Origin of the sequence: Limosilactobacillus mucosae (assembly GCF_013423865.1) — a bacterium.
Lineage (GTDB): Bacteria > Bacillota > Bacilli > Lactobacillales > Lactobacillaceae > Limosilactobacillus > Limosilactobacillus mucosae.
Genome location: NZ_CP058954.1, coordinates 980,857 through 1,002,175, shown reverse-complemented (window position 1 = coordinate 1,002,175; position 21,319 = coordinate 980,857). Strand labels below are relative to the sequence as shown.

At 47.0% G+C, this 21,319-nt stretch carries 19 protein-coding genes and 1 pseudogene; 8 read left to right on the top strand and 12 right to left on the bottom strand.

Annotated features, from left to right (window positions below; translation table 11 throughout):
- Positions 1-263: 263 nt before the first annotated feature.
- Positions 264-1,346, bottom strand: coding sequence for a tyrosine recombinase XerS (gene xerS, locus H0G69_RS04820; protein ID WP_180305336.1), 1,083 nt, complete (start codon positions 1,344-1,346; stop codon positions 264-266).
- 164 nt (positions 1,347-1,510) lie between these two features.
- Here xerS and H0G69_RS04815 point away from each other — a divergent pair, with 164 nt between their 5' ends.
- A complete protein-coding gene (locus H0G69_RS04815; protein ID WP_180305335.1) occupies positions 1,511-3,106 on the top strand; it encodes an LPXTG cell wall anchor domain-containing protein in 1,596 nt (531 codons plus the stop codon).
- A gap of 46 nt (positions 3,107-3,152) precedes the next feature.
- On the top strand, positions 3,153-3,959 hold the full coding sequence (locus tag H0G69_RS04810; RefSeq protein ID WP_180305334.1) for an HAD-IIB family hydrolase: 807 nt from the start codon (positions 3,153-3,155) through the stop codon (positions 3,957-3,959).
- A gap of 53 nt (positions 3,960-4,012) precedes the next feature.
- On the opposite strand, the gene H0G69_RS04805 is transcribed toward H0G69_RS04810, so the two are convergent.
- From H0G69_RS04805 to H0G69_RS04795, 3 genes are all read right to left on the bottom strand, one after another.
- A complete protein-coding gene (locus tag H0G69_RS04805; RefSeq protein WP_180305333.1) occupies positions 4,013-5,392 on the bottom strand; it encodes an aspartate ammonia-lyase in 1,380 nt (459 codons plus the stop codon).
- 270 nt (positions 5,393-5,662) lie between these two features.
- Positions 5,663-6,511 (bottom strand): alpha/beta hydrolase, encoded by an 849-nt coding sequence (locus H0G69_RS04800; RefSeq protein ID WP_180305332.1) that lies wholly within the window; start codon positions 6,509-6,511, stop codon positions 5,663-5,665.
- Positions 6,512-6,623: 112 nt separating this feature from the next.
- The gene (locus H0G69_RS04795) at positions 6,624-7,469 is read right to left on the bottom strand and encodes a DegV family protein (RefSeq protein ID WP_006500960.1); all 846 of its coding nucleotides are present in this window, start codon (positions 7,467-7,469) and stop codon (positions 6,624-6,626) included.
- Positions 7,470-7,642: 173 nt separating this feature from the next.
- Between H0G69_RS04795 and H0G69_RS04790 the strand changes: the two genes are divergently transcribed.
- Positions 7,643-8,191, top strand: a complete 549-nt coding sequence (locus H0G69_RS04790; RefSeq protein ID WP_147648891.1) for a DUF1836 domain-containing protein — start codon at positions 7,643-7,645, stop codon at positions 8,189-8,191.
- 219 nt (positions 8,192-8,410) lie between these two features.
- Here H0G69_RS04790 and H0G69_RS04785 read toward each other — a convergent pair whose 3' ends face one another.
- Positions 8,411-9,205 carry an alpha/beta hydrolase gene (locus H0G69_RS04785; RefSeq protein ID WP_180305331.1) on the bottom strand — a complete coding sequence of 265 codons (795 nt, stop codon included), beginning with the start codon at positions 9,203-9,205 and terminating at the stop codon, positions 8,411-8,413.
- A 156-nt stretch (positions 9,206-9,361) separates the two neighbouring features.
- Between H0G69_RS04785 and H0G69_RS04780 the strand changes: the two genes are divergently transcribed.
- The 3 genes from H0G69_RS04780 (at position 9,362) to H0G69_RS04770 (ending at position 13,252) form a co-directional block, all read left to right on the top strand.
- Positions 9,362-10,240: a YitT family protein gene (locus H0G69_RS04780; RefSeq protein WP_056968276.1), complete on the top strand. Its 879-nt coding sequence runs from the start codon at positions 9,362-9,364 to the stop codon at positions 10,238-10,240.
- A gap of 90 nt (positions 10,241-10,330) precedes the next feature.
- Positions 10,331-11,284, top strand: a complete 954-nt coding sequence (locus tag H0G69_RS04775) for an aldo/keto reductase (protein ID WP_180305330.1) — start codon at positions 10,331-10,333, stop codon at positions 11,282-11,284.
- 12 nt (positions 11,285-11,296) lie between these two features.
- A complete protein-coding gene (locus H0G69_RS04770) occupies positions 11,297-13,252 on the top strand; it encodes an elongation factor G (RefSeq protein ID WP_080749626.1) in 1,956 nt (651 codons plus the stop codon).
- 69 nt (positions 13,253-13,321) lie between these two features.
- Here the strand turns inward: H0G69_RS04770 and H0G69_RS04765 are convergent, their stop codons facing one another.
- From H0G69_RS04765 to H0G69_RS04740, 6 genes are all read right to left on the bottom strand, one after another.
- Positions 13,322-13,591, bottom strand: coding sequence for a Txe/YoeB family addiction module toxin (locus H0G69_RS04765; RefSeq protein WP_006500967.1), 270 nt, complete (start codon positions 13,589-13,591; stop codon positions 13,322-13,324).
- Positions 13,584-13,865 (bottom strand): type II toxin-antitoxin system Phd/YefM family antitoxin, encoded by a 282-nt coding sequence (locus H0G69_RS04760; RefSeq protein ID WP_180305329.1) that lies wholly within the window; start codon positions 13,863-13,865, stop codon positions 13,584-13,586. The genes H0G69_RS04765 and H0G69_RS04760 overlap by 8 nt, the downstream gene beginning before the upstream one ends.
- Before the next feature lie 254 nt (positions 13,866-14,119).
- Positions 14,120-14,998 carry a proline iminopeptidase gene (gene pepI, locus H0G69_RS04755; protein ID WP_180305328.1) on the bottom strand — a complete coding sequence of 293 codons (879 nt, stop codon included), beginning with the start codon at positions 14,996-14,998 and terminating at the stop codon, positions 14,120-14,122.
- A gap of 95 nt (positions 14,999-15,093) precedes the next feature.
- Positions 15,094-15,612 carry a GNAT family N-acetyltransferase gene (locus H0G69_RS04750; protein ID WP_240164383.1) on the bottom strand — a complete coding sequence of 173 codons (519 nt, stop codon included), beginning with the start codon at positions 15,610-15,612 and terminating at the stop codon, positions 15,094-15,096.
- A gap of 177 nt (positions 15,613-15,789) precedes the next feature.
- Complete coding sequence (locus tag H0G69_RS04745) at positions 15,790-16,329, bottom strand: PepSY domain-containing protein (RefSeq protein WP_240164382.1); 540 nt, start codon at positions 16,327-16,329, stop codon at positions 15,790-15,792.
- A gap of 112 nt (positions 16,330-16,441) precedes the next feature.
- On the bottom strand, positions 16,442-16,954 hold the full coding sequence (locus H0G69_RS04740) for a hypothetical protein (RefSeq protein ID WP_006500972.1): 513 nt from the start codon (positions 16,952-16,954) through the stop codon (positions 16,442-16,444).
- Positions 16,955-17,059: 105 nt separating this feature from the next.
- Here H0G69_RS04740 and H0G69_RS04735 point away from each other — a divergent pair, with 105 nt between their 5' ends.
- The gene (locus H0G69_RS04735) at positions 17,060-17,980 is read left to right on the top strand and encodes a linear amide C-N hydrolase (protein ID WP_180305325.1); all 921 of its coding nucleotides are present in this window, start codon (positions 17,060-17,062) and stop codon (positions 17,978-17,980) included.
- A gap of 55 nt (positions 17,981-18,035) precedes the next feature.
- On the opposite strand, the gene H0G69_RS04730 is transcribed toward H0G69_RS04735, so the two are convergent.
- Positions 18,036-18,539 carry a hypothetical protein gene (locus H0G69_RS04730; protein ID WP_180305324.1) on the bottom strand — a complete coding sequence of 168 codons (504 nt, stop codon included), beginning with the start codon at positions 18,537-18,539 and terminating at the stop codon, positions 18,036-18,038.
- A gap of 399 nt (positions 18,540-18,938) precedes the next feature.
- Here H0G69_RS04730 and H0G69_RS04725 point away from each other — a divergent pair.
- Positions 18,939-20,946, top strand: a pseudogene (locus tag H0G69_RS04725) (cation:proton antiporter).
- The last annotated feature ends 373 nt before the right edge of the window (positions 20,947-21,319 follow it).

The window sequence follows — 21,319 nt, the reverse complement described above, 5'->3', positions numbered from 1 at the left end:
CATTTTAATCAGTTGCCTTGAACGCGTCTAAGCAAGCATGATCAAAATCAACTTGTGAATTAGCGACTTTCTTGACCAGCTGGAATCATAAAAGACGACAGCGATCTGATTGCAGAATTTATAAAGAGCAGTCGAGCAGCCATCATCAGTTCCAAAACAAGAACCAGCTGAAAGCATCTCGATTGAATATTACGTTTTGGATATTATGTAAAGTCAACGCTAATAAAAAGCTTCTGTCTGGCGATGGCTAGACAGAAGCTTGATTATTCATTTTGCGGCGCTTGGTTTGACTGCTCGCTGATTTCTCTTAACGCTGCCTTTTGCTCTTTTTGATCAACGTGCGTGTAGAGATCGGTAGCCGAGGTGCCTTTTTGTCCCAATTGCTGAGAGACCAAAACCTGATCCTTGGTTACGTCATACAGCTCCGAGGCCAAAGTGTGACGCAGCTTGTGCGGGGTCAAGGGATGACCGAATGCCGTCGAATATTTTTTAACCATTCGTTCAATGGCATTGGCAGTGATCCGTCGCGTTTTTCCTTGATAGATCGTCAAAAAGAAGGCCTGGTCCTTTTTAGTAGCCCCGTAGCGCTGAACTCGTAGATCGCGATAGTCCTGTACGTATTTGACTGCCCACGGAGCAATCGGCACGCTGTCTTTTTGGCCACCTTTACGGGTAACGTCCAACATCTGCTGCTGCCAGTTGATATCATTAACGTTGACGTTGGCGGTCTCAGAAACTCGGATTCCAGTCCCCAAGATCAAGGCAACAATCGCGATGTCGCGTTCCTTATTACGCCGGTACGCGGGCAATGAGCGCTTGTCGCATACTTTTGGATAACGGTTTTCAATAAAATCAATAAAATCAAACTTCATCTGACCGCGATACATATGCGCGGCCAAAGCATGGGCGCGATAGTTCAAGGTCTTGGTATCATTTAACGAATTGATCTTGAGCATGACGTTGCGCTCAAAATAGGGTTCGCCATCGTTGTTGTCAGCAGTGATCGTCAAAAACTTGAACAAACTGCGCAGGGCATTGATTGAACGATTGATTGAGGTCGGTGAATTGACGCGTCCCTGAGCATTGGTAGTATGGCGCAGATGATCGATATAAAGCATGATGTCATTGCGACGCAGGTGTTCCAAAACTGAAGTCGGAATTTCTCGGTTTGACTTGGCATCAACCAGGCCGCTGGTGCGCAGCCAATCCATAAACCGACGAATCTCAGTCAGATACTGATAGGTCGTCGTAATGGCATGATTGGTTCCAAGGCGATATTCATTAACATAATCTGGGAGCCGCGACAGTTCCTCATCGATCAGTTTCAAATACTTATCGGCTTCCATGTGTTTCCTCTTTTCTATTTGTTTCTACTATTATATAGTATCAGATTTGCCAGAAAGATTCTTGCTAAGTTTTGAGCATGGTTTGACATAAAATGTGGAAATCGGTAAAGTAAATATTGAGATTGGTTTGACCACCAACTTGTTTGATAAGGGAGTAATCTAAGATGAAGAATCAACATTTAAAACAATCGGTCTTAACGGCAGGAGTCATTGCCGGTGCGGCGTTTTTTGGCGGCGGCTGGCAGGAAGCTCATGCCGATACCGTCAACAATTCCACTGCACAAATTACAACGACTAATCCAAATGTCGCAACTTCGACTACCGATGCGCAATGTGCCGTTGCCAGCGCGCAGGCCGCCGTTTCCCAGGCTCAGCAAAAAGTCGATTCAGCTTCTGCCGCCGTGGCCTCAGCTTCGGCAGCAGTAAATTCAGCGACAGCGGCCCAAAGCAGCGCGGCCAGTGCCGCCAGTGTCGCACAGAGTAATTATGCCATTGCCAGTGCGGTGGCTCAATCACAAATGCCATCCAGTGCTGAACAGGCCGCCACTTTAAACGGCAGTACGATTGATATCAAAAATGCCAATTTAAGTATGTTTGACAATCCATCATCTGATGCGTCAGCCAACGTTAAGAATCAGATTGGTGAAGTCAACGTTACCGAAAACTGGCATTTCAATCAAGCAACACAGAAATACGAAATGGATCCTAGTCTCAAGGATGCTTTAACCGTCGTGCCGACACTGGACGATGAAAGCATGACGCTTGATCCTACTAAGCTGACGCAGGCTCAGCAAAGCGAGATCAGCGATTATGTGGCTGCTTTGATCAATCAGATTCGGGCTAAGTTTGGGCTGACGGCTTGGATCTATAACGATATGACTCTAGCCCAGGCATTGGCAATCGTTAATTATGCCTATAATAGCCAAAACTGGAATACCAACGTAACCCGTGATCATAATCGCGAGCTGGTTTTTAAAACCGTTAATTATCAATACGGTGAGGGAATTGATTCCGTAAAGGCTGATTGGGAAAATATCGGTCTAATGAGTGCTAACGAAAAGCAGCCCAATGTCATCAGTCGAATCGTTAAGACCATGGGCGATTTAAAACGTGTTGCCACGGTCTCGATTTGGGATATGCTGTTTAACGATGCTCACTCGCAAAACAGCCATGCCCGAATGCTGCTGAGTACCAATACTGAATACGTTGGCGTCGCGATGGACAACTATGGAGTCTTACATATCTATGGGCTGATTCCATCGGCACTGCAAAAGGTCAATGAAACACAAACGGCTTTAGCCAATGCCAATAAAGACGTCGAAACGCAAAAAGGAAACCTGAGCAATGCGGAGAAAGAATTAAACGATGCCGTCGATGCCTTGAACAAAGCGCAAGATACCTTAGAGCAAGCCAATCTGCTGATGGCGATTGAAGCCGTTGCCAAGGATGCTAATCAGACGTCATCCTCCCAAAGCACCGCTTCCAGCACCAAGCCGTCCAACAGTAAATCGAACAAGCAGAGCAGCCTTAAAGACGTTACGGTCAAGGCAACCAGTGAGCCAACAAAGGTCAGTCAGTCTAAGCACGGCGACAGTCAGCTCTTAAGCACGTCCAACGCCATTACGACTGCTGAGCCATCGATTTTTGAACGGCTTCTGCCACAGACCGGCAATCGCAATGGCTTGGGCATGACGATTCTGGGCATGTTGATGGGGATGCTGAGCTTTGGCTTTTTAGGTCTGCGCAAGCGTCGCTATTAATCAGAATCATCATTATCGTCCTCAATCGATTGAAGGGAGGATCGCCATGTATCGCTATATCGCAACCGACGTCGATGGCACCATGCTTGACAGTCGGCACCAGCTAAATTCCGCTGCTTTGAATACGGCATTAGGCCAGCTGCAACAGCAAAACGTTTCTTGGATCGTGGCCAGTGGTGACAGCTATCGATTTTTAAAGAAGTGTTTTGCGCCTTGTCCATTGATTGACACGTTTATCTCAATCAATGGCGCGCTGATCGTCCAAAAAGGGCAGGTCGTTTTTGAAAGAACGCACGCTAAGTCACAAGTCAATGAGCTGATCAAAGCAGTCAACGCGTTGCCGGTCACGCCTGACGTAATTTTGCTGACGGGTTGGAACCATACCTGGGGCACCAGGATTTCTGACCTAAAAGCCTGGCCGTTTGGGATCAATATCGATTTCATTGACGATCTGACTCAAGTTAACGATAAGATCTATAACGTTAATCCAATCTGGCTCAATCATCAAGTCACGCCAGACCAGATCCGCGGTTTTGCCCAACAGATGATTGAGCGCTATCCGGTTTATGCAACCTATAGCGGCTTTGGCTGTATGGACGTCTTACCTTTGGGCGTCAACAAAGCAGCCGGACTAAAAGAGCTGATTATCAATGACGATCATGATCAGCTAAAGAGTGTCGTAGCCTTTGGCGATTCGTCAAATGACCGGCAAATGCTGCAGGAAGCCGGTCTGGGGGTGGCCATGAAAAATGCCAGTCCCGATATTTTAAAGCTTGCCAACCGCATCACCAGTTATGATAACGATCATGACGGCGTGCTGCGCGAGGTTCAGTCGATTTTCAACCTATCATGATCGACAAAAACAGGCCCAGCATTGCTGCTGAGCCTGTTTTTCATTAAGCAACGTTATTTAACAAAGAATGCGGTCGGCGCCAGGGCTTGATCCAATTCTGCCGCTGTTAGACGATCACCAACCAGTTCACGAATCGGCCGCTGTTCTTTTAAGGCCTTTTTAACCAGATGGCTGACGGTTTCATAGCCTAAAAGCGGGGAAAGGGCAGTCGCGGCTTCCGCGGAAGATTCAACCATCTGCCGACAGCGCGCCACGTTTACGGTAATTCCCATCAAGCAGTTCTCGTTAAATGTCTGCAAGGCACCATTTAACAGGCGGGCATCGTCAAACAGATCAAAGAACATAACCGGCTCAAAAGCGTTGAGTTCCAGCTGTCCGGCTTCGGCAGCCATGGTGATGGTTGCGTCATGACCGATCACCTGGTAGGCAGTCTGGGTTACGAATTCAGGGATGACCGGATTGACCTTCCCCGGCATAATTGAAGAGCCGGCTTGACGCTGTGGCAGGTTTAGTTCGCCCAAGCCGTTTTGCGGACCCGATCCTAACAGGCGCAGGTCGTTGCACATTTTAGAAAGATCAACGGCCAATGACTTGTAGGCACCCGAAAGCTGAACGTATTCATCAGTGTTTTGCACGCCGTCAATCAGATCTTCACAGCCTTTTACCGGCAGCAGCGTGGCATTTTGCAGCTCAGAGATTACGTTTTTGAGATACTCATGCGTAGCAGTCAAGCTGGTGCCAATCGCCGTTCCGCCCAAAGGCACCGTCAACAGCTGATCACGGGCGGCTTTCAGACGTTTGAGGTCGCGTTCCAACAGTGAGGCATAAGCATGAAACGAGCGGCCAAACGTGGTTGGAATCGCATCTTCCAATTGAGTACGCCCCATTTTAAGCGTGGTTTGGTATTTTTCAGCCAGCTGCTTGAACGTTGCAATTACTTTTTTCAGCGTCAGCGACAGACGATCCGTAAGCTGAATCATGGTCAGATGGCCCGCGGTTGGGTAGGTATCATTGGTTGACTGTGATTTGTTGACGTCATCGTTGGGGTTGACCAGCTGATAGTCGCCTTTTTGGCCACCCAGCAGCTCAATCGCCCGGTTGGCAACGACTTCGTTAACGTTCATGTTGGTACTCGTGCCAGCACCGCCTTGGATCGCAGGGATGGCAAATTCATCTTCATATTCCTCAAAGTGTGCCAACAGATCCTGGCAGGCTTTGACAATCGCCAATGGAACACGCTCATCATCCCAACGACCCGCTTTTTGGTTGGCGCGGGCACAGGCCAGCTTAACGCGCAGGAAGTTCTTGATCAGCTCTCGATCATTGACGCTGCTGACGGCTGGAAAGTTGCCGCGAGCCCGGACAGTATGAATGCCATAGTAGGCAGTTTGTGGGACGCTTTGAATACCAAGTGAATCGTGTTCTTTTCTCATTATTAACACACCTTTCAAAAACCAATTTGCTTTCTCTTTATGGTTTAAGACTTTATCACCAGCTGCCCAACGTGTAAACCAATTTTGGGGACAAACGAATAATCACAAGTTTTGATCGATTTTAGTTGCTTAAAGAAGAAAAAACGGGCCTTTTTTATCTTTATTTTAATCATTCGTTGGATTTCTAATCAGATTCATCGTTTTAAACTAAACTAGACCAATTAAAAACAGTGCCGTCTTGAAAACAAGCTGACACTGTTTTGAGCTGTATTATTTTTTCCACAAAAAGTTGATCAGTAGGGAATCAACCTGTGAGTTGCTGTGTAATTTACTGTGCTGAGCCCGTGCACCTTTAATTTCATGCTCAGTATACGATTTGGCAACTGGCGACACCAGATAGCGCAGCGATTTGGATGAGTTGTTAGGAACCGTGCCATCAGAATTAGAGCCATCCTGCAGATTACCATAGATATTTAAGATCTTGACGCCGGTTGGATAGGTCGTTCGCAGCTTGGTCAGCTCACGATAGAAACGATTGGTTACGGCCGGCTTGCCATCCGCGGCCAGCTTTGATGATGCCTGGTTCTCGCCATTCAAGCCATTGAAATGTCCGGCAATGTCAACTTGTTTTTGCAGTTTCGGCAGCTGTTGGCTATTGGGATGATCCAAAAGGCAATACATAATGTCCATATTGCCCATTGAGTGACCAACCAGATTCATCTTTTTGAAACCCCACTTTTGCTTAGCTGCGCTCAAAACGTTGAAAGCCCACTGTCCATCAGTATGATAGTTGGTTTCCCGCGGGTTTTCATAGTTGACTTCAATAATTGGATTAATGGCGTTGACCTTGATCTGACCATGGAAGGTAACCTTGCCAGTACGGTCGACATTTGCCCAGATAATCGTATTGGTCGCTCCAGCTCGTTTGGCCGCGTTAGCCATGTGTTCTTCAGCATGACGGCTGCTGCCATAGCCATGGAAAAAGAAGGTTGGCGTTTTGGATTGAACGAACTGTTGAGCTGCTCGTGCTCGCTGCCACCAGCAAAGTCCACCGCTAATTACTGCCAATACCAAAATCGTCAGCAGCCACCGCCACTTTTTCAAAAGAAATTCGTGCATCTTCAAGTCCCCCAATTTGAATTTCTTTTAGCATAGCGGTTTTTAATTATTAAGTAAAATAACTTTTACTGATAGTAGGATACGAATTTTTAATCGTAGTAAAACGGGATGACTATTGCTGCTCATTGCCCTTGACAAAGCCAATCATCAGCCCGCCCTGTTCAGCATAAAAACTGCATAGTCCGCGGCATTCGCCAATTACTACGCTGGCATGGGGATACTCAGCCAACAGCAGCTTTTGAAACTGTTCGGCAGCTGCTCGATTCTGCACGTGATCGATTCTGACCGCGCCGCCTTGATAGCCTTTTTGTTCCATCTGGCTGATCAGGGTTTGGCAGCATTTCTTCGGACCACGTGCCTTGGTCAGCATTTTAAAGCTGCCTTGATCCGCCGTACCAATCACGCGCAGGTTCATCAAGTGTGCCACTTTAGCCAATACGGGACTGATCCGACCGTTTGCCGCGAGATTATCCAGTGAACCCAGTGCAAAGATCAGCTCAACTTGCGACATAAATTCATTTAAAGCCATCACGACCCGGTCAAACGACAGGCCGCTATTGATCAGCTCAGCCAGTTTTTCAGCCATTAAATGCATTGCCGGTCCAGCCGAAAGCGAGTCAAAGACCTGAATCTTAGCAGCGGGATGCGACTCAAGATAAATTGCTGCGGCTTGCTGAGCGGTACTATAGCTGCCCGACATTTTGCCAGTAATCGTCAAGACGTAGATTTCATCAGCATCCCCATAAGCGGCCAGCCACTGGGCCAGATTAGGACATGAAGAGGCGGCTGGCTGGCTCGTCTGCTGCAGGGCGGCTGTGAAAGCGGGCAGGTTGAGGGCTTCATCGTCAGACCAGACTTGATCTTCAATTGTCAGGGTGAGCGGAACATTAACGCATGCAACGTTTTTGATGGATTTTTCCAGCAGGTTGGCGCCGGAGTCAACGACGATCTTTTTCATTAATAGTTACCTCGATTACATTAGCGGTTTTTCGAAAACTCTTTACTTGAAGTTTAGTTGATCCAAATTCCAACGTCAAGTTTTTTAAAAACCGGAAAGAGAATATAAGATACTATTAGTTTAATTATCAAGCCTGAGCTATAATATTTTTAATTGATTTGTGAAAGGAAACCATGATGACTAAGAGAGAAGAAAGAATGGCCCAAGACCTGATTGATTTTAAACTGCCGCGCTATCAAGAGTTGCCTAACGTTGGCCTTTATCTGGAACAGACGACCAATTATCTGAATCAGTGCCTCAGTCCATTAGGCGACGTTAAGCTGACCAGCTCCATGATCAGCAACTATGTCAAGCATGGTTTGATCTCGCGGCCGCAAAAGAAGCTTTATCAAACAGAGCAGCTGGCCGAGCTGATGTTTATTGCCGTGGCTAAAAATGTCCTGCAGCTGGATAATCTAAAACTGGCAATTCGGATTCAGCGACAAAGCTATGACACGCAGACGGCCTATGACTATTTTTGCGAAGAGCTGGAAAACGTTTTGAGATATGTATTTGGCTTGCAAAACGAACTGGCCGTAGTTGGACATGACGATACCGAGCAAAAACACATGCTGCGTAACCTGATTATGACGGTCAGCCACAAAGTCTATCTCGACAAGTATTTTCAGACATTATCAGCTGGCGAATCAGTGCTCTCATCGCCCAAACAGTCACAACAATAGCGTCATGATAGTGAAGCAGGCGATCATTCGGCGTTAATGGCAGCTAAAAACTTCTCAAGTTGGACTCTTATGCAAAAAATGCAGTTCAAGCAATCGTCAAAAGTTACAAAGCATCGATCCGGTACCGTTTTGGAATTTACGCGGGGGATCGATCAAGCACTGCCGTAATCATCAAAAAAGCGCTGAATCATCCTTGAGACGGGTAATTCAGCGTTTTAATTATTTCCATAAAAACTTGATTACGGCAGTCTGTACTTGCGGGTTGCGCGTCAGCTGATCATGACCTGCACGCGCGCCCTTGACTGCTTGTTCTTGATAACTCTTGGCTCGTGGCGTTACCAAATATTTCAGCGCGCGTGATGAGTTATTGGCAACTATTCCATCCGAATGACTGCCTTGATTGCCATAAATGTTTAAGACGGCGGTTGACTTGGGGTAGGTCTTTTTTAAGCCAAGCAGCTCATGATAAAGCATGTTCATATGATAGGGGCGGCCGTTTTTCATCAGCTTTGAATCGGCGTTTGGCTGAATATGCGTGCCGTTAAATGGACCAGCAATGGCAACCTGTTTGGCAAGGATTGGCAGCTGACCAGTATCGGCATATCTCGTCAGGCAGTTCAGCAGACCCATATTACCAGTACCAATTCCCACCAGATTCATGGTCTTAAAATGCCACTTTGCCCGTGCTTGTTTGATAACTTGATATGACCATTGCGCAGTTTTAGAATAGCTGCCTTCATGCTTGGCAAACTCGACTTCGATTACGGGCGCCGTTTCTTTTGTCAATTGTCCGCTTAGCCTGACCTTTCCTTGAGCACTGACCTTGGCATGCAAAACGCTTAGCTTCACGCCGTCTTTTTGCGCGGCGGTAACTAATGGCGTCTCGTCACGCTGACTGCCGGTTCGATCATGAAAAATAAACGTTGCTGAATTCGTAGCCGCACGTGCTGGAATCGTCAGCATCATCATTCCCAGTATGATTCCTAAAAGCAGGCTCCATTTCTTTTTCTGCATCCCACTGCCTCCCAATTTAATTAACTTCTATTATATCGTTAAACGGCGTGATTTGACTAAACAACCGGTTTGCATCTAGAATTTAGTTATTTAATCAGCTACCTGGCATGGGAAGCTGAATTGATCGAACATGACTTAAGAAAGGCGGGTGATGCAATGCTCAAGCAGGCATCGACCAACAAAGTAAGACTGCTGGATCTGTTGATGATCACGATCGGCTGCGGCATTTATGCACTGGGATTCGTTAAGATCAATATTGCCAATCGATTAGCGGAAGGCGGGGTTACCGGGATCTCTTTGATCATCTATCATCTATTTCATGTTGATCCTTCCATTTCGACTTTTTGCATCAATATTCCACTGATCGTCATCGGCTATCGGCTATTGGGACGGCGCGCTTTGATCTATACCGTCTATGGCACCATTTGGCTATCAGTATGGATCTGGATTTGGCAGCGCGTCCCATTCACCCTGGATATTCAGCATGACCTGTTTATTTCTGGGGTCTTAGCTGGTCTGATCGGCGGCTTTGGCTCAGGAATCGTCTACCGTTTTGATGGTACAACGGGTGGGTCAGATGTCGTCGCACGGATGTTTGAAAGGCATCGCGGCGTTCCCATGGGGCGTTCGCTTTTAATCTGTGACGCGATCGTTTTAACGGCATCGCTTTCCTATATCGATATCCGTAAAATGATGTACACGCTGTTAGCATCCTATGTCTTTTCCAAGGTGGTCAATTTTACGCAGGCTGGTTCCTATCCTGCACAAGGTTTCATCATTATCTCGACCCAAACCGAGGAGATTAGCAATCAGATCATGTGGCAGCTGGAACGGGGCGTCACGCTGCTGAAAAGCGAAGGTGCCTATTCGCATCAGCCAGGCCAAGCCGTCTATTGCGTAGTGGCCTCTGAAGAAGTCGTGACCTTGAAGCGCTTAATCAATGATATCGATCCGCATGCCTTTATTACTACGTTTGACATCGCTAGCGTGGAAGGCGAGGGCTTTACCTATGATCTGCCCAATCGGTCGCATTAACTGCATTCTCCTAGAACCGGCATGAGTTTTAGGAGATTTTTTTGTTTTGGTTTATACTGATCATATCAACAATAAAGAAGGCGTTAAATTATGCAGACGATTAAAATTGGCGCAACAAATTGGGAAGTCTCAAACGTTGCCTTAGGGATCATGCGGATGGGGACACTGCCCGTTGCTGGGGCTGTTAAGACGCTTCAGGCCGCTCATGAAGCTGGCATCAACTTTATCGATTCCGCTGACATCTATGGCCGTGATCCCAAACTTGGTCGCGGCTCATCCGAAATTCATTTTGGCCAGGCACTCAAGCAAAGTGGGCTACGACGAGATGATTTCTACATTCAATCCAAGGCTGGGCTGTTTGCTGATGAAACGGGCCGCATTACGCGCTATGACTCTTCTAAAAAGCATCTGCTGACTGCCGTAGATGGCATCTTAGAGCGGATGGGCATTGACTATCTGGACTCGTTCTTGATTCATCGGCCTGATCCATTGATGGAACCTGAAGAAGTAGCCGCGGTTTTTGATGAGCTGCAAAAAGCCGGCAAAGTAAGGCACTTTGGCGTTTCCAACTTCAACCCGCAACAGATTGAATTGCTGCAGCATGCCTGCTCACAGCGGCTGTTGGTTGACCAGCTGCAGTTTTCGATCATGCACACGGGGATGATTGATTTTGGCCTGCATACCAATATGACTGATCAAGCCTCGCTCAATCATGATGGGGGACTGTTGGAATACACGCGGCGCAAGCAAATGACGATTCAAACCTGGTCGCCGTTTCAATATGGTACATTTGCGGGAACCTTTATCGACAATGAGGAGTTCCATGAATTAAACGTGGTGTTAAAGCAGCTTGCCGATAAGTATCATGTTTCTAAAAATGCGATCGCGGTTGCTTGGATTCTCAAACATCCCGCAAAAATGCAAGTGCTTTTGGGGACGATGAATCCGCAGCATATTATCGATAGTGCTCAAGGCAGCGAGATAACCTTGACCAACCAGGAATGGTACGATATCTATCTGGCAGCCGGCAACTCACTACCATAAAGGAGAATTGAATTGAGCAAACAGATTACGATTGGCATGATCGCACATGTTGATGCCGGTAAAACAACGCTGTCTGAGGCCCTGCTTTATCAGACGGGAATCATTCGCCGTCTGGGACGTGTTGACAATGGGGATGCTTTCCTGGATTCCGATCAGCTTGAAAAAAAGCGTGGCATTACGATTTTTTCCCACCAGGCCAAGCTTGAGTATGACGACCTGTCCATCACGCTGCTGGATACCCCTGGCCACGTTGACTTTGCCGCTCAGACTGAACAGGCGCTGCGGGTTTTAGACTATGCGGTTTTGGTAATTTCAGCAACCGATGGCGTTAAAGGCTATACCAGAACGCTTTGGCAGCTGCTGACTGAAAACCGCGTTCCGACTTTTATCTTTATCAATAAAATGGATGCTGATACGGCTGATGGTCAGGCTGTCCTTAGTCAGCTGCAGACCGAGCTTGCGCCAGGCTGTTTTGCATTGACGGATTTTAATGGCAATCTTAAACCATTTGATCATGAAGAACTGGCCATGCAAGATGATGATGCACTGTTAGAATACCTGGATCAAGGTCGGCTTTCAGATGAGCGGATTCGGCAGATGATTCAACACCGGCAGCTTTTTCCCTGCTGCTTTGGTTCAGCATTAAAGCTGCAGGGGATCGATGCCTTGCTGGCTTCACTTGCTCAATGGACTCAGCCCCGTGAATTTCCCAGCGAGTTTGCGGCGCGGGTGTTTAAGATCTCACATGATGAACGGGGTGAACGCTTAACCTGGGTGCGGGTGATGGGCGGCAGTCTCAAGGCAAAGACTGCGATTTTACCGGATCAAAAAGCCAATCAGCTGCGGGTATACAATGGCAGTAAGTTTACCATTGTCAATCAGGTTGCATCAGGCGCTACCTGTGCCATTGCCGGACCAACGACAACCTATCCGGGGCAAGGGCTGGGAAAGCTTAAAGACGACACGCAGACGCTTATGCAGCCCGTGTTGAGCTATGCGGTAGACCCGAAAGAAAATGACGTTCACCAATGCTTAAAAGCCATGCAGACGCTGGCTGACGAAGATCCACTGCTGCACGTGGTCTGGAATGAGCAGCTGCAGGAGATTCGCGTTCAGATCATGGGGACCGTACAGCTCGAGATTATGCAGCAGCTGCTTTTAGAACGATTTGATATAGACGTCGACTTCATCAAGGGCGGCATTTTATATCGCGAGACCATCACCGCGCCAATTGAGGGAGTCGGCCACTTTGAGCCATTGCGGCACTATGCCGAAGCCCATCTCTTGCTGGAACCGGCCAAGCGGGGAGCGGGGATGCGCTATGCCAGCCAATGCAGTATCGACGTGCTGAATAAAAACTGGCAGCATCAGATTATTACCAGTCTGGAGCAGACCAGTCCCAAAGGCGTTTTGATCGGTGCCCCGCTGACTGATGTCAAAGTAACGCTGGTCGGCGGCCGCGCGCACGTTAAACATACTGAGGGCGGGGACTTCCGTCAAGCTGCCAGTCGCGCGCTGCGGCAGGGACTGATGACTTTAAAAGCTCGGCAGCAATGTCAGCTTTTAGAGCCGTGGTATCGTTTCCGCCTAATAGTTCCAAGTACTCAGGTTGGTCGCGCGCTTAACGATCTGCAGCGGATGCATGGCGAGGTTGACCCGCTTGGTGACCAGACGACTGACAGCGTTTTGCTGACCGGTCTGGCGCCAGTTGCCCAAATGAGCGACTATGCCACGGTGCTGCGCGGCTATACGCATGGCCAGGGACAGTTGGAGTGTCTACCGGCTGGCTATCGACCATGTCATAATGCTGACGAGATCATTCAGCAGGCGGACTATCTGCCGACTGCCGATCTGGCTAATACGCCGGATTCGGTTTTCTGCGCGCATGGTGCCGGCTATCCAGTCAAATGGGATCAGGTTCCGCAAACCATGCATTGTGACTACTACTGCGACTTTATGCATGTATGAACGTAATCACACCATTAACTGATCTATTATCTTAAAAAGGCCTCAGCAAACACGCTGGGGCCTTTCTGCTTATTTATGATAATGATACTTTAGTTGGATGATTTGAATAGCCGTCTCAGTTACCGCGTATACCATGCGATGCTCGTCATTAATTTTTTTAGACCAAAAGCCTTGCAGATCATGTTGTAAAGGCTCTGGCTTTCCCAATCCGGAAAAGGGATGCCTAATTGTATCACTGATCAGCTTGTCAATACGTTTAACCATTGATCGGTTGGCCTTTTTCCATTCCAAATATTCTTCCCAAGCATCTGCTGTAAAAACAATATTCAGCTTATTCACGACTGTTTAAGCTCTCAAATTCTTCTGGCGTTAAAAAATGTTCCTGCTTGCCGAGCTGTTCAATCGAATGCTTTAAAGCAGCCCTGTTCGCCTCGCTTTTTAGCAGATAGTTAGTTTCTTGCCAAGAGTTGTACTCTTTTTCAGAAATCATTACAACATTCTTATTTTCTGGTCTTGCAACCAAAACCGTATCACCATATTCAACTATATCATCAGCATACTTCTTGAAATTTTTCCGCAATTCTCGTGTCGTTACAGCTTCAATCACGATCATTCACCACCTTGGTTTGTTGGTTTAATTATAACATTTGTGTACACAAAATAGTACACTTTTAATAATCATCATAGTTTTCAGCGACCACTGCAGCTAAGCTATCAATGCTTTTGCACAGGGTTGTTATGGTGTGCTTACGGATGAATGACAACTACTGATAAATAAAAAGCTCTCTGCCGGGGCTATTTGCCTGAGCAGGGAGCTTTGTCATCTTTGCAACGTACCATCGCGGCAGTCTGACTGCTTGAGCTGGTCTAATCGTGCTGATCCAGCCAATCCTGCAGTACTGCTTGATATTCCAAAGGCTTTTCGACAAACGACATATGCCGCGTGCCGTTAAACAGATGCCATTGCGAATTGGGCAGGGCGTCGGCCATCGTCTTGGCAACCAAGGGCGTACAAAGGTCGTTGGTCCCACTGGTGATCAGCGTTGGCACGTGTAGACTGTGCAGCTTGGCGGTATAGTCATAGTCCTTGAGATTGCCGGTCGGCGTAAACTCATTGGGTCCCCAGGCCGTTTGATAGGCCAGTTCGCCAACGTTTTTCTCGCGCCACAGGTATTCAGGAGCATTTTCATCAGGTGCTGCCGCTACGTGCAGTTCCATAAACCGGGTATTGACCCGCTGATAGGCATCACCAGTGAAATCATTGGCTGCTTCAGCTTGAGCAATGACTTCTTGATCTTCCTTGCTCATAAAACTGATCAAACGGTGCTGTTCTTGACCCCATAATTGGGCATCAGAAAGGGTACTTGAAAGAATCAGGCTCTTAATTCCAGCCGGCATTTCATCACAAAGATACATGATTGCCAGCATTCCGCCCCAAGACTGGCCCAACAGATGGATCCGATCCAGATGCAGCCGTTCCCGCAGATTCTTTAGTTCCCGCAGCCAGGTCGCAGCCTGATAGACCTGGGGATGATCGGGCATTGAGGAAAGGCCGCAGCCAATCTGGTCGTACATGATCAATTGCCGCTGATCACGCTCCGCCAGCTCATCTAAAGCCTCAAAGTAGTTGTGTGTCGATCCCGGTCCGCCATGCAGCAGCAGTAAAGGTGCCTTATCGCTGGGCTTGCCAACGATCCGATAATAAGTTCGGTAAGGGCCAAAAGGGATAAAGCCGTCTTTAATCATTAAGATCACTCCTCAAAAACGAATTGACTGCTTTTATTCTAAGATTCATTTTGTCCAGTGACAAGCCGCAGTTAAAGATTGAAATCGCTGAAATGCTAACCAAGGGGCTGCGGTTGGCTGGGCAAAAGCTTGGTCATGTTGTACCAGACTTCACCGGCATGCGCTGACGCTGCGATGCCTTGATTAACATAGCCGTTTTTCTCATAAAATGGCACGCGATCCAGTAAACAGGTCAGCGCGATGTGATGCCGCTGGTTTTGAATTGCCTGTTTTTCTATGGCCTGCAGCAGACTGGAGCCAATCCCTTGGCCACGATAATCAGGATCAACGGCAATCGTTTGAATCATCTGGTTGCCGCCAGGTTGAGCGCGATTTTGTACGTTAGCTTCATACATCCAGTCTTCAATATATTTAAAACGCGCATCAACGACTGGACCGACGATAAAGCCAACGAGCTGATCGGCGTCGCGTGCTGCCAGAAACGTATCGGCAAGCTGATTGATCCGTGCCTGATACTGAGCAGCAGTTCCAGCTTCGGCCTCGTTAAAGCCAAGTCGTTCGATGCGCAGGATGGCTGGCAGGTCTTGGGGATCAACGGCAGTAATTTTAATCATGGCAAACTCCTTAGTTAAATAGATCATGTTAGATATAGATAAATATAGGCATCCAAAACGGTTTTAAAATACAAACGCATTAAAACTAAAATTTTAATGCTACTTTCAAAAAACAGAGAGAACCAGCTACCTTAAAAATGCCCGCAAGTTTTAAACAGCTTGACGAGCATTTTTTAGCTAATCATCGGTCTCGACACTGATCACCTTTTTGTTGACAGCATTGATTTTAACTTCGGTTTTTTGATGACCGTCAACCACGTCAACTTGCCAGATCGTTTGACCATGATCGGTTTCCAGCGTCCATTCGCGGCCTTGACCGGATTTAGCGGCTTTTTCAGCTAATTGATTGGCTTTTTGACGACTGATGACCTGATTAAGCTTGATTGCCGTCTCATGGTCGTCAGCATCAAGTTTTTCAGTTTTGGCAGCGGATAATTTGCCAGTCTGTGCATCGATCTTAGCTGAATATTCCTTTTGTGAATCAAAGCCGGAAATCTCGTACTGATAACAATTATGGTGCTTTTCCAGACTGATTTCGCTGATCTTGGCCTTGGCATATTTTTGCTTGAATTTAGCCAAAGCTTGTTTTTCGTTCAGCTTAATGGTCTGCGCAGCCTGGGCAATTGGCGACGATTTGGTGGTAGCGGCAATTGTACCTCCTGATACCGCGGTCGCCAGCAAAACGGCGGCTGCCAAACGGGTTATCATGCGCGTCATCATTCTTCCTCCTTTGGCTGTTTTAAACTAATTGCTGAAGACAACATCTTTAACTTAATTATACAAAACCGGCGCTGGCTTTTAAATAACCGTGCCTCAGTCATCTGACGGGTTATGGCAGCCATTTTTCGATGATTTCGTCGTTATTGAACTCTTTATTCTGACCATTGAAGACCAGCCAGTCGTTTTTCAGTTTCATGCGCACCAGCTGCCTTAAAATCCGTGTTTCAGAATATGGCAGCGTTTCACGGTTGCTTTCGTTGAGCAGACGCAGCAGCCGGTCAATTTCAAAAAAGATGCGCAGATCCAGCGACTTTTCGCCTTTGTCCAGTTCTGCAAAGTGATCCAGTTCGTGGCGCAGCTTTTCAAACGATGGCTGCTGTGAATCATCGGTACCAAAACAGCGATGCTCATAAAACGCCAGAATCTTTAAGTTCATACGGTTGCGGATTTTTTCCAGGTCAGCTGCCGTCCAGCGCGGATTGTCGATTGCCTCAAATAATGCCTTGCGCCAGGCTGATTCACCATGAAAGGCAATGCGATGCGTGTTGCGGACGATCTGCCAGCTAACCGTAATTGCGACCAGAGCAATCAAAATACTCAAGATCTGCAGTAGAATTCCCATTTTCTTTCAACCCCTTTTAATTTATTATAGCCGGTTATGAAACTAGTGATTCGCTTAAATTAATGCTAGAATTGCCGTGAAGTTTAAGAAAAAGGCGTTGATAGCATGTGTACGGCAATCAGTTTTACAACCAGACAACGGCATCGCTTTGTCGGGCGCACGATGGACTTTCCAACCCGCTCCACGCCATGGCAGCTGGGATATCTGCCAATCGATTATCAATGGCAGAGTCTGCCGGAATGCGACTCATTTGCCAACGATTACGCGATCTTAGGCGGGATGCGCAAAATCAATCACCACTATCTGATTGGCGATGGCTTGAATTCGGCGGGCTTATGGGCAGCTGAGCTATATTTTCCCGGTCCGCAGGTTTATTATGACCATCCCCAAAGCCATCATCTGAATCTGTCGCCACAGGACTTGATCGGCTGGCTGCTGGGCACGCACGCATCAGTTGCCGAAATCGCTGCAGAATTGGACTCGGTAGCACTAAATGGCGTAATCTGGCACGATCATGACATCGTCCATCCATTTCATTGGCTTTTAAGCGATGCCACTGGTACCTATCTGATCGAGCCTACCCAGCTTGATTTAAAGATTCAGCCCATCCAGCTGGGTGTCTTAACCAACAGTCCCTGCTATGCAAAACAGCATCAAAAACTGACTGACTATCTAGGAATCGATCAAGCGGCCAGCGATGCCGAAATAATCATGGCGATTCGCGACTCCAAAACTCCCCCACCCTTAAAGAGAACGCCCACTTCGCGTTTTATCAATGCCTCGCTCAATCTTTGGCAGACATCCCCGATTGAGGATCAGAAAGCTATCAAGCAGGGAGACGAGCTTTTAAAACAAGTCGTGCTTGATCAATTGGCAGGTCATGAGGTTTATACTCATTATCTAGAGATGGTAGACGTTCAAACCCAGACCAGTTATTTTTATGATCTGACCGCGCAGCAACGATTGAAACAGCGGCTGCCAGACTTAATGGTGCGTTTTGATCAGCCGTATCTGTTTGAAAGCTGAATCAAAAAAGCGTCTGGCGGGCTGCCAGACGCTTTGGTTTTGATTGAATGTTTTCTTAAATGCTGTACTGCCCCATAATCGCCATTTCATCCAGAACCTCGCCAATCGTGGCCTCATGCAGCTTGGCATATCTGGGTGCTCCCATCAGCCCATCATCCAGATAATAATCAATAATGTTGCGATAGCCTTCCCCTGGCTGGACTAAAGGATTGCGCTCAATCTGAATGCGCGATTCACGGGTCAGTGGCGGATACTGCCCACGATAGTTTTCATCAAAGACTGCCCGATTCAAGTCGTTGATCATCACGTGATAGTTGCAGATCAACCGGTGCTGATTCATTTTAGCCAGGTCCTTTTTATAAACGTGCTTTTCTAAATACTGCAAAGTCTGAGATGCCACTTTTGGGTCCCATTCTCTTACAAAAGACTGGCCTTTGCGTACCTGCTTAATGGCTTTCTTGGTTGCATCGGTATGCTTACACACTTTTTTAAGTTTCTTTTTCGGCAAGACAACGATGATTGATTCTAAAAGCTGCCAATCTGCTCCAGTAAGTGTCACGTAGATCCCTTCTTTACTTAATTTCAATCATAGTCTTATAAAACTTAAAGTATTATAACATGCTCAAAGTCAAATGGGCTTCAAAATAATTTAATCAATCTTTGATTACGGTCATCAATGCTTAGTAAGCCGGCTGGGCGCTCCTTATATAAGGGCGCTCTTTTTTTATGACTTAATGAGAACTTCTTTGTAAGACATGCTGGCGATTTTAGGTGCAAGCTGGTTAAGTCGGGATGCCGTAAAAGAAAGCCAAATGATTTAATTCAGTTCAGTCCTGCACATAATTTTACATAAGATATCATATCGTCAATAAATTATCGGGATAATAAAGTGCTTGTCGGTATCCGCAGTCTGGTCTGATCAGTTATAATTAAATAAATTAATATTGGGAGGAACCTTATGACCACTGTCTATATTGTTGGCCTGCTATTGATAACCGTTGTGGCGGCCAACATCATTCATCTGCTCTGGCCGGTTTTGCCATTGGCGATTTATCAGATCCTAGCCGGCATCATGCTGAGTATCTTGCCGATTGATACGCATGCCATCGTTTTAGAGCCGGAGATTTTCATGCTACTGATTATCGCGCCATTAATGTTTAACGATGGCCAAAACGTTTCCTTTCGCCAGCTTTCGCAAAATATTCGCCAGATTCTGTCAATGGCAGTCGGCCTGGCCGTTGTCACGGTAATTCTGGTTGGTGGCGGCCTCAAGCTGGCTTTACCGCAGCATTTCACTTATGCGCTGGCCTTCATGCTGGCAGCTATCATTACGCCTACGGATGCCGTTGCGGTTAAGTCTTTGACGACCAATGTTGAGATGCCGAAAAACGTTAATGAGACGCTGGAATACGAATCGCTGTTCAACGATGCTTCCGGACTGGTCTTGTTCAGTCTGGCTACCGGGACCTTGACTTCTGGGGAATTTTCGCTGGGCCACGGCGTCTTAACCTTTTTATACGTGTTCTTTGGCGGGATTATTTTTGGATCACTGATGGGTTGGATGCTGATCGCGCTGCGAACGACGCTGATGCGAACCCACGTCGATATCGGCTCCATCGTTATTCCAATCAACGTTATGACTCCATTTGCCGTCTACTGGCTGGCTGAGGAAATACATCTTTCGGGAATTCTGGCAGTCGTGGCAGCCGGAATCGTGCACAGTATCTTGTACGACCAGCTGCGGCTCACTTCTTCGCGCGTACAGAACGCTACGACGACGCTTTGGAATATCATTGCCAGTCTGTTAAACGGTTTTGTGTTCGTACTGCTGGGGGTTATGCTGCCAGAAGTCGTTCGCCAGACTTTGACCGCCACGATCTTGAAACTGGCTCTCTTAGCACTGGGTCTTTACCTGGCAATGAGCTTGATTCGCTATCTATGGGCACGTTTCAAATTAGTTGATATGCACTCTAAGAATCCGAAACGTGACGGCCTGCTGCTTGCTTTAGGCGGAATTCACGGTACGATTACGCTGGCAATGGCCTTTTCCATCCCCGTGCTAACCGAAAGCGCGCAGCTGGCAACCCGCAATCAGCTGATTCTTTTGGCCGCCATCGTCATTTTGATCAGTCTGACGGTCGGTACATTGGCTTTTCCGCGTCTGCTGCCAGCCAAGACTAAGAACTATACCAACGATGAGTTCCAAGATCAGCTGATTCATACCGTGCAATATGCAATCGATGAACTGAGCGAATCGCCAGAAAACAAAAGAACAGGCGCTTTTGATTGACCAGCTGAGCAGTCAGATGACGCTGACCTTTAAGATCAATCGCAACGTCTATGATCGACTTGCCAGTCAGGCGCGCGGCGTTGAAATGCAGACCCTGGCTGAGCTGCGCGAAAATGGCGTCGTCACTGCCAAAGAAGAGCAGGTTTATAACCGCATGATTGGTCGCGATGCCTTAATGCACAGTCAGCATGGCCTGTTTGCCTTTTTAAGAATCTGGCATTACCGGTTTAAGTGGAAACGTTTGAGTCATAAGCTGCATAAGCATCATCCCCAGACGTTTGCACAACTCCAGAAAATCCACGACGATAAAACCTTACAGGATAAATCCAAGGTCGTTCGTCAGCAGTACTTTGATCGGTTAGAGTCAATCTTTAACATGACCATGACCGATGTCAACGAGTTTCTCGATGAAGTGCAGACGTCCGACAACGTCCATGAAGTCGCGATGGTCCGCCGCATGTATCTGAATCGCCAGCAGACTTTGGATCGTTTCCATTCCCGAGGCGAAATGGACATCAACGTTTTGCGGACATTAGCCATTGAGGCGTTTCAAGATGAGCACAGCTATGTTCAGCAACAGGCTGCCGCTGGGGTAATCTCTAGTGATCTGGCCAACGCATTGAATGAGCACATCTCAAACGATCAATTGGTCTGCATCCAATCATTTGAAGACTAGTTATCCGTGCGACGTCGCAAATCCTTGTCGCATCAAAGTTTTGTTAATGGGATGTCAGATAATATAACTAAGATGATGATTAGGCCGCGTGCAGTTGGTGCTTTCTAGCCAACCAGCCGGCTAGGCGCTCCTTACCAAATAAGAGCGCTCTTTTTATTAGCTCACAGTGTTAGGCTGTAGGCTTTTTATTTATGCTCTGTTTAACAATTAATGATTGACAGTTGACTCTTCTAAAAATTATTTACCCACTTAAAAACATTTAGTTGCAATCGGTGTCATTTTAATTTTATTTAACGTTAAGTATTAAAATCTTTGAATATTTTCTAATTGATTTTTAATTTTTTCAGTACTAGTATTGGTAGCAAGATTATTA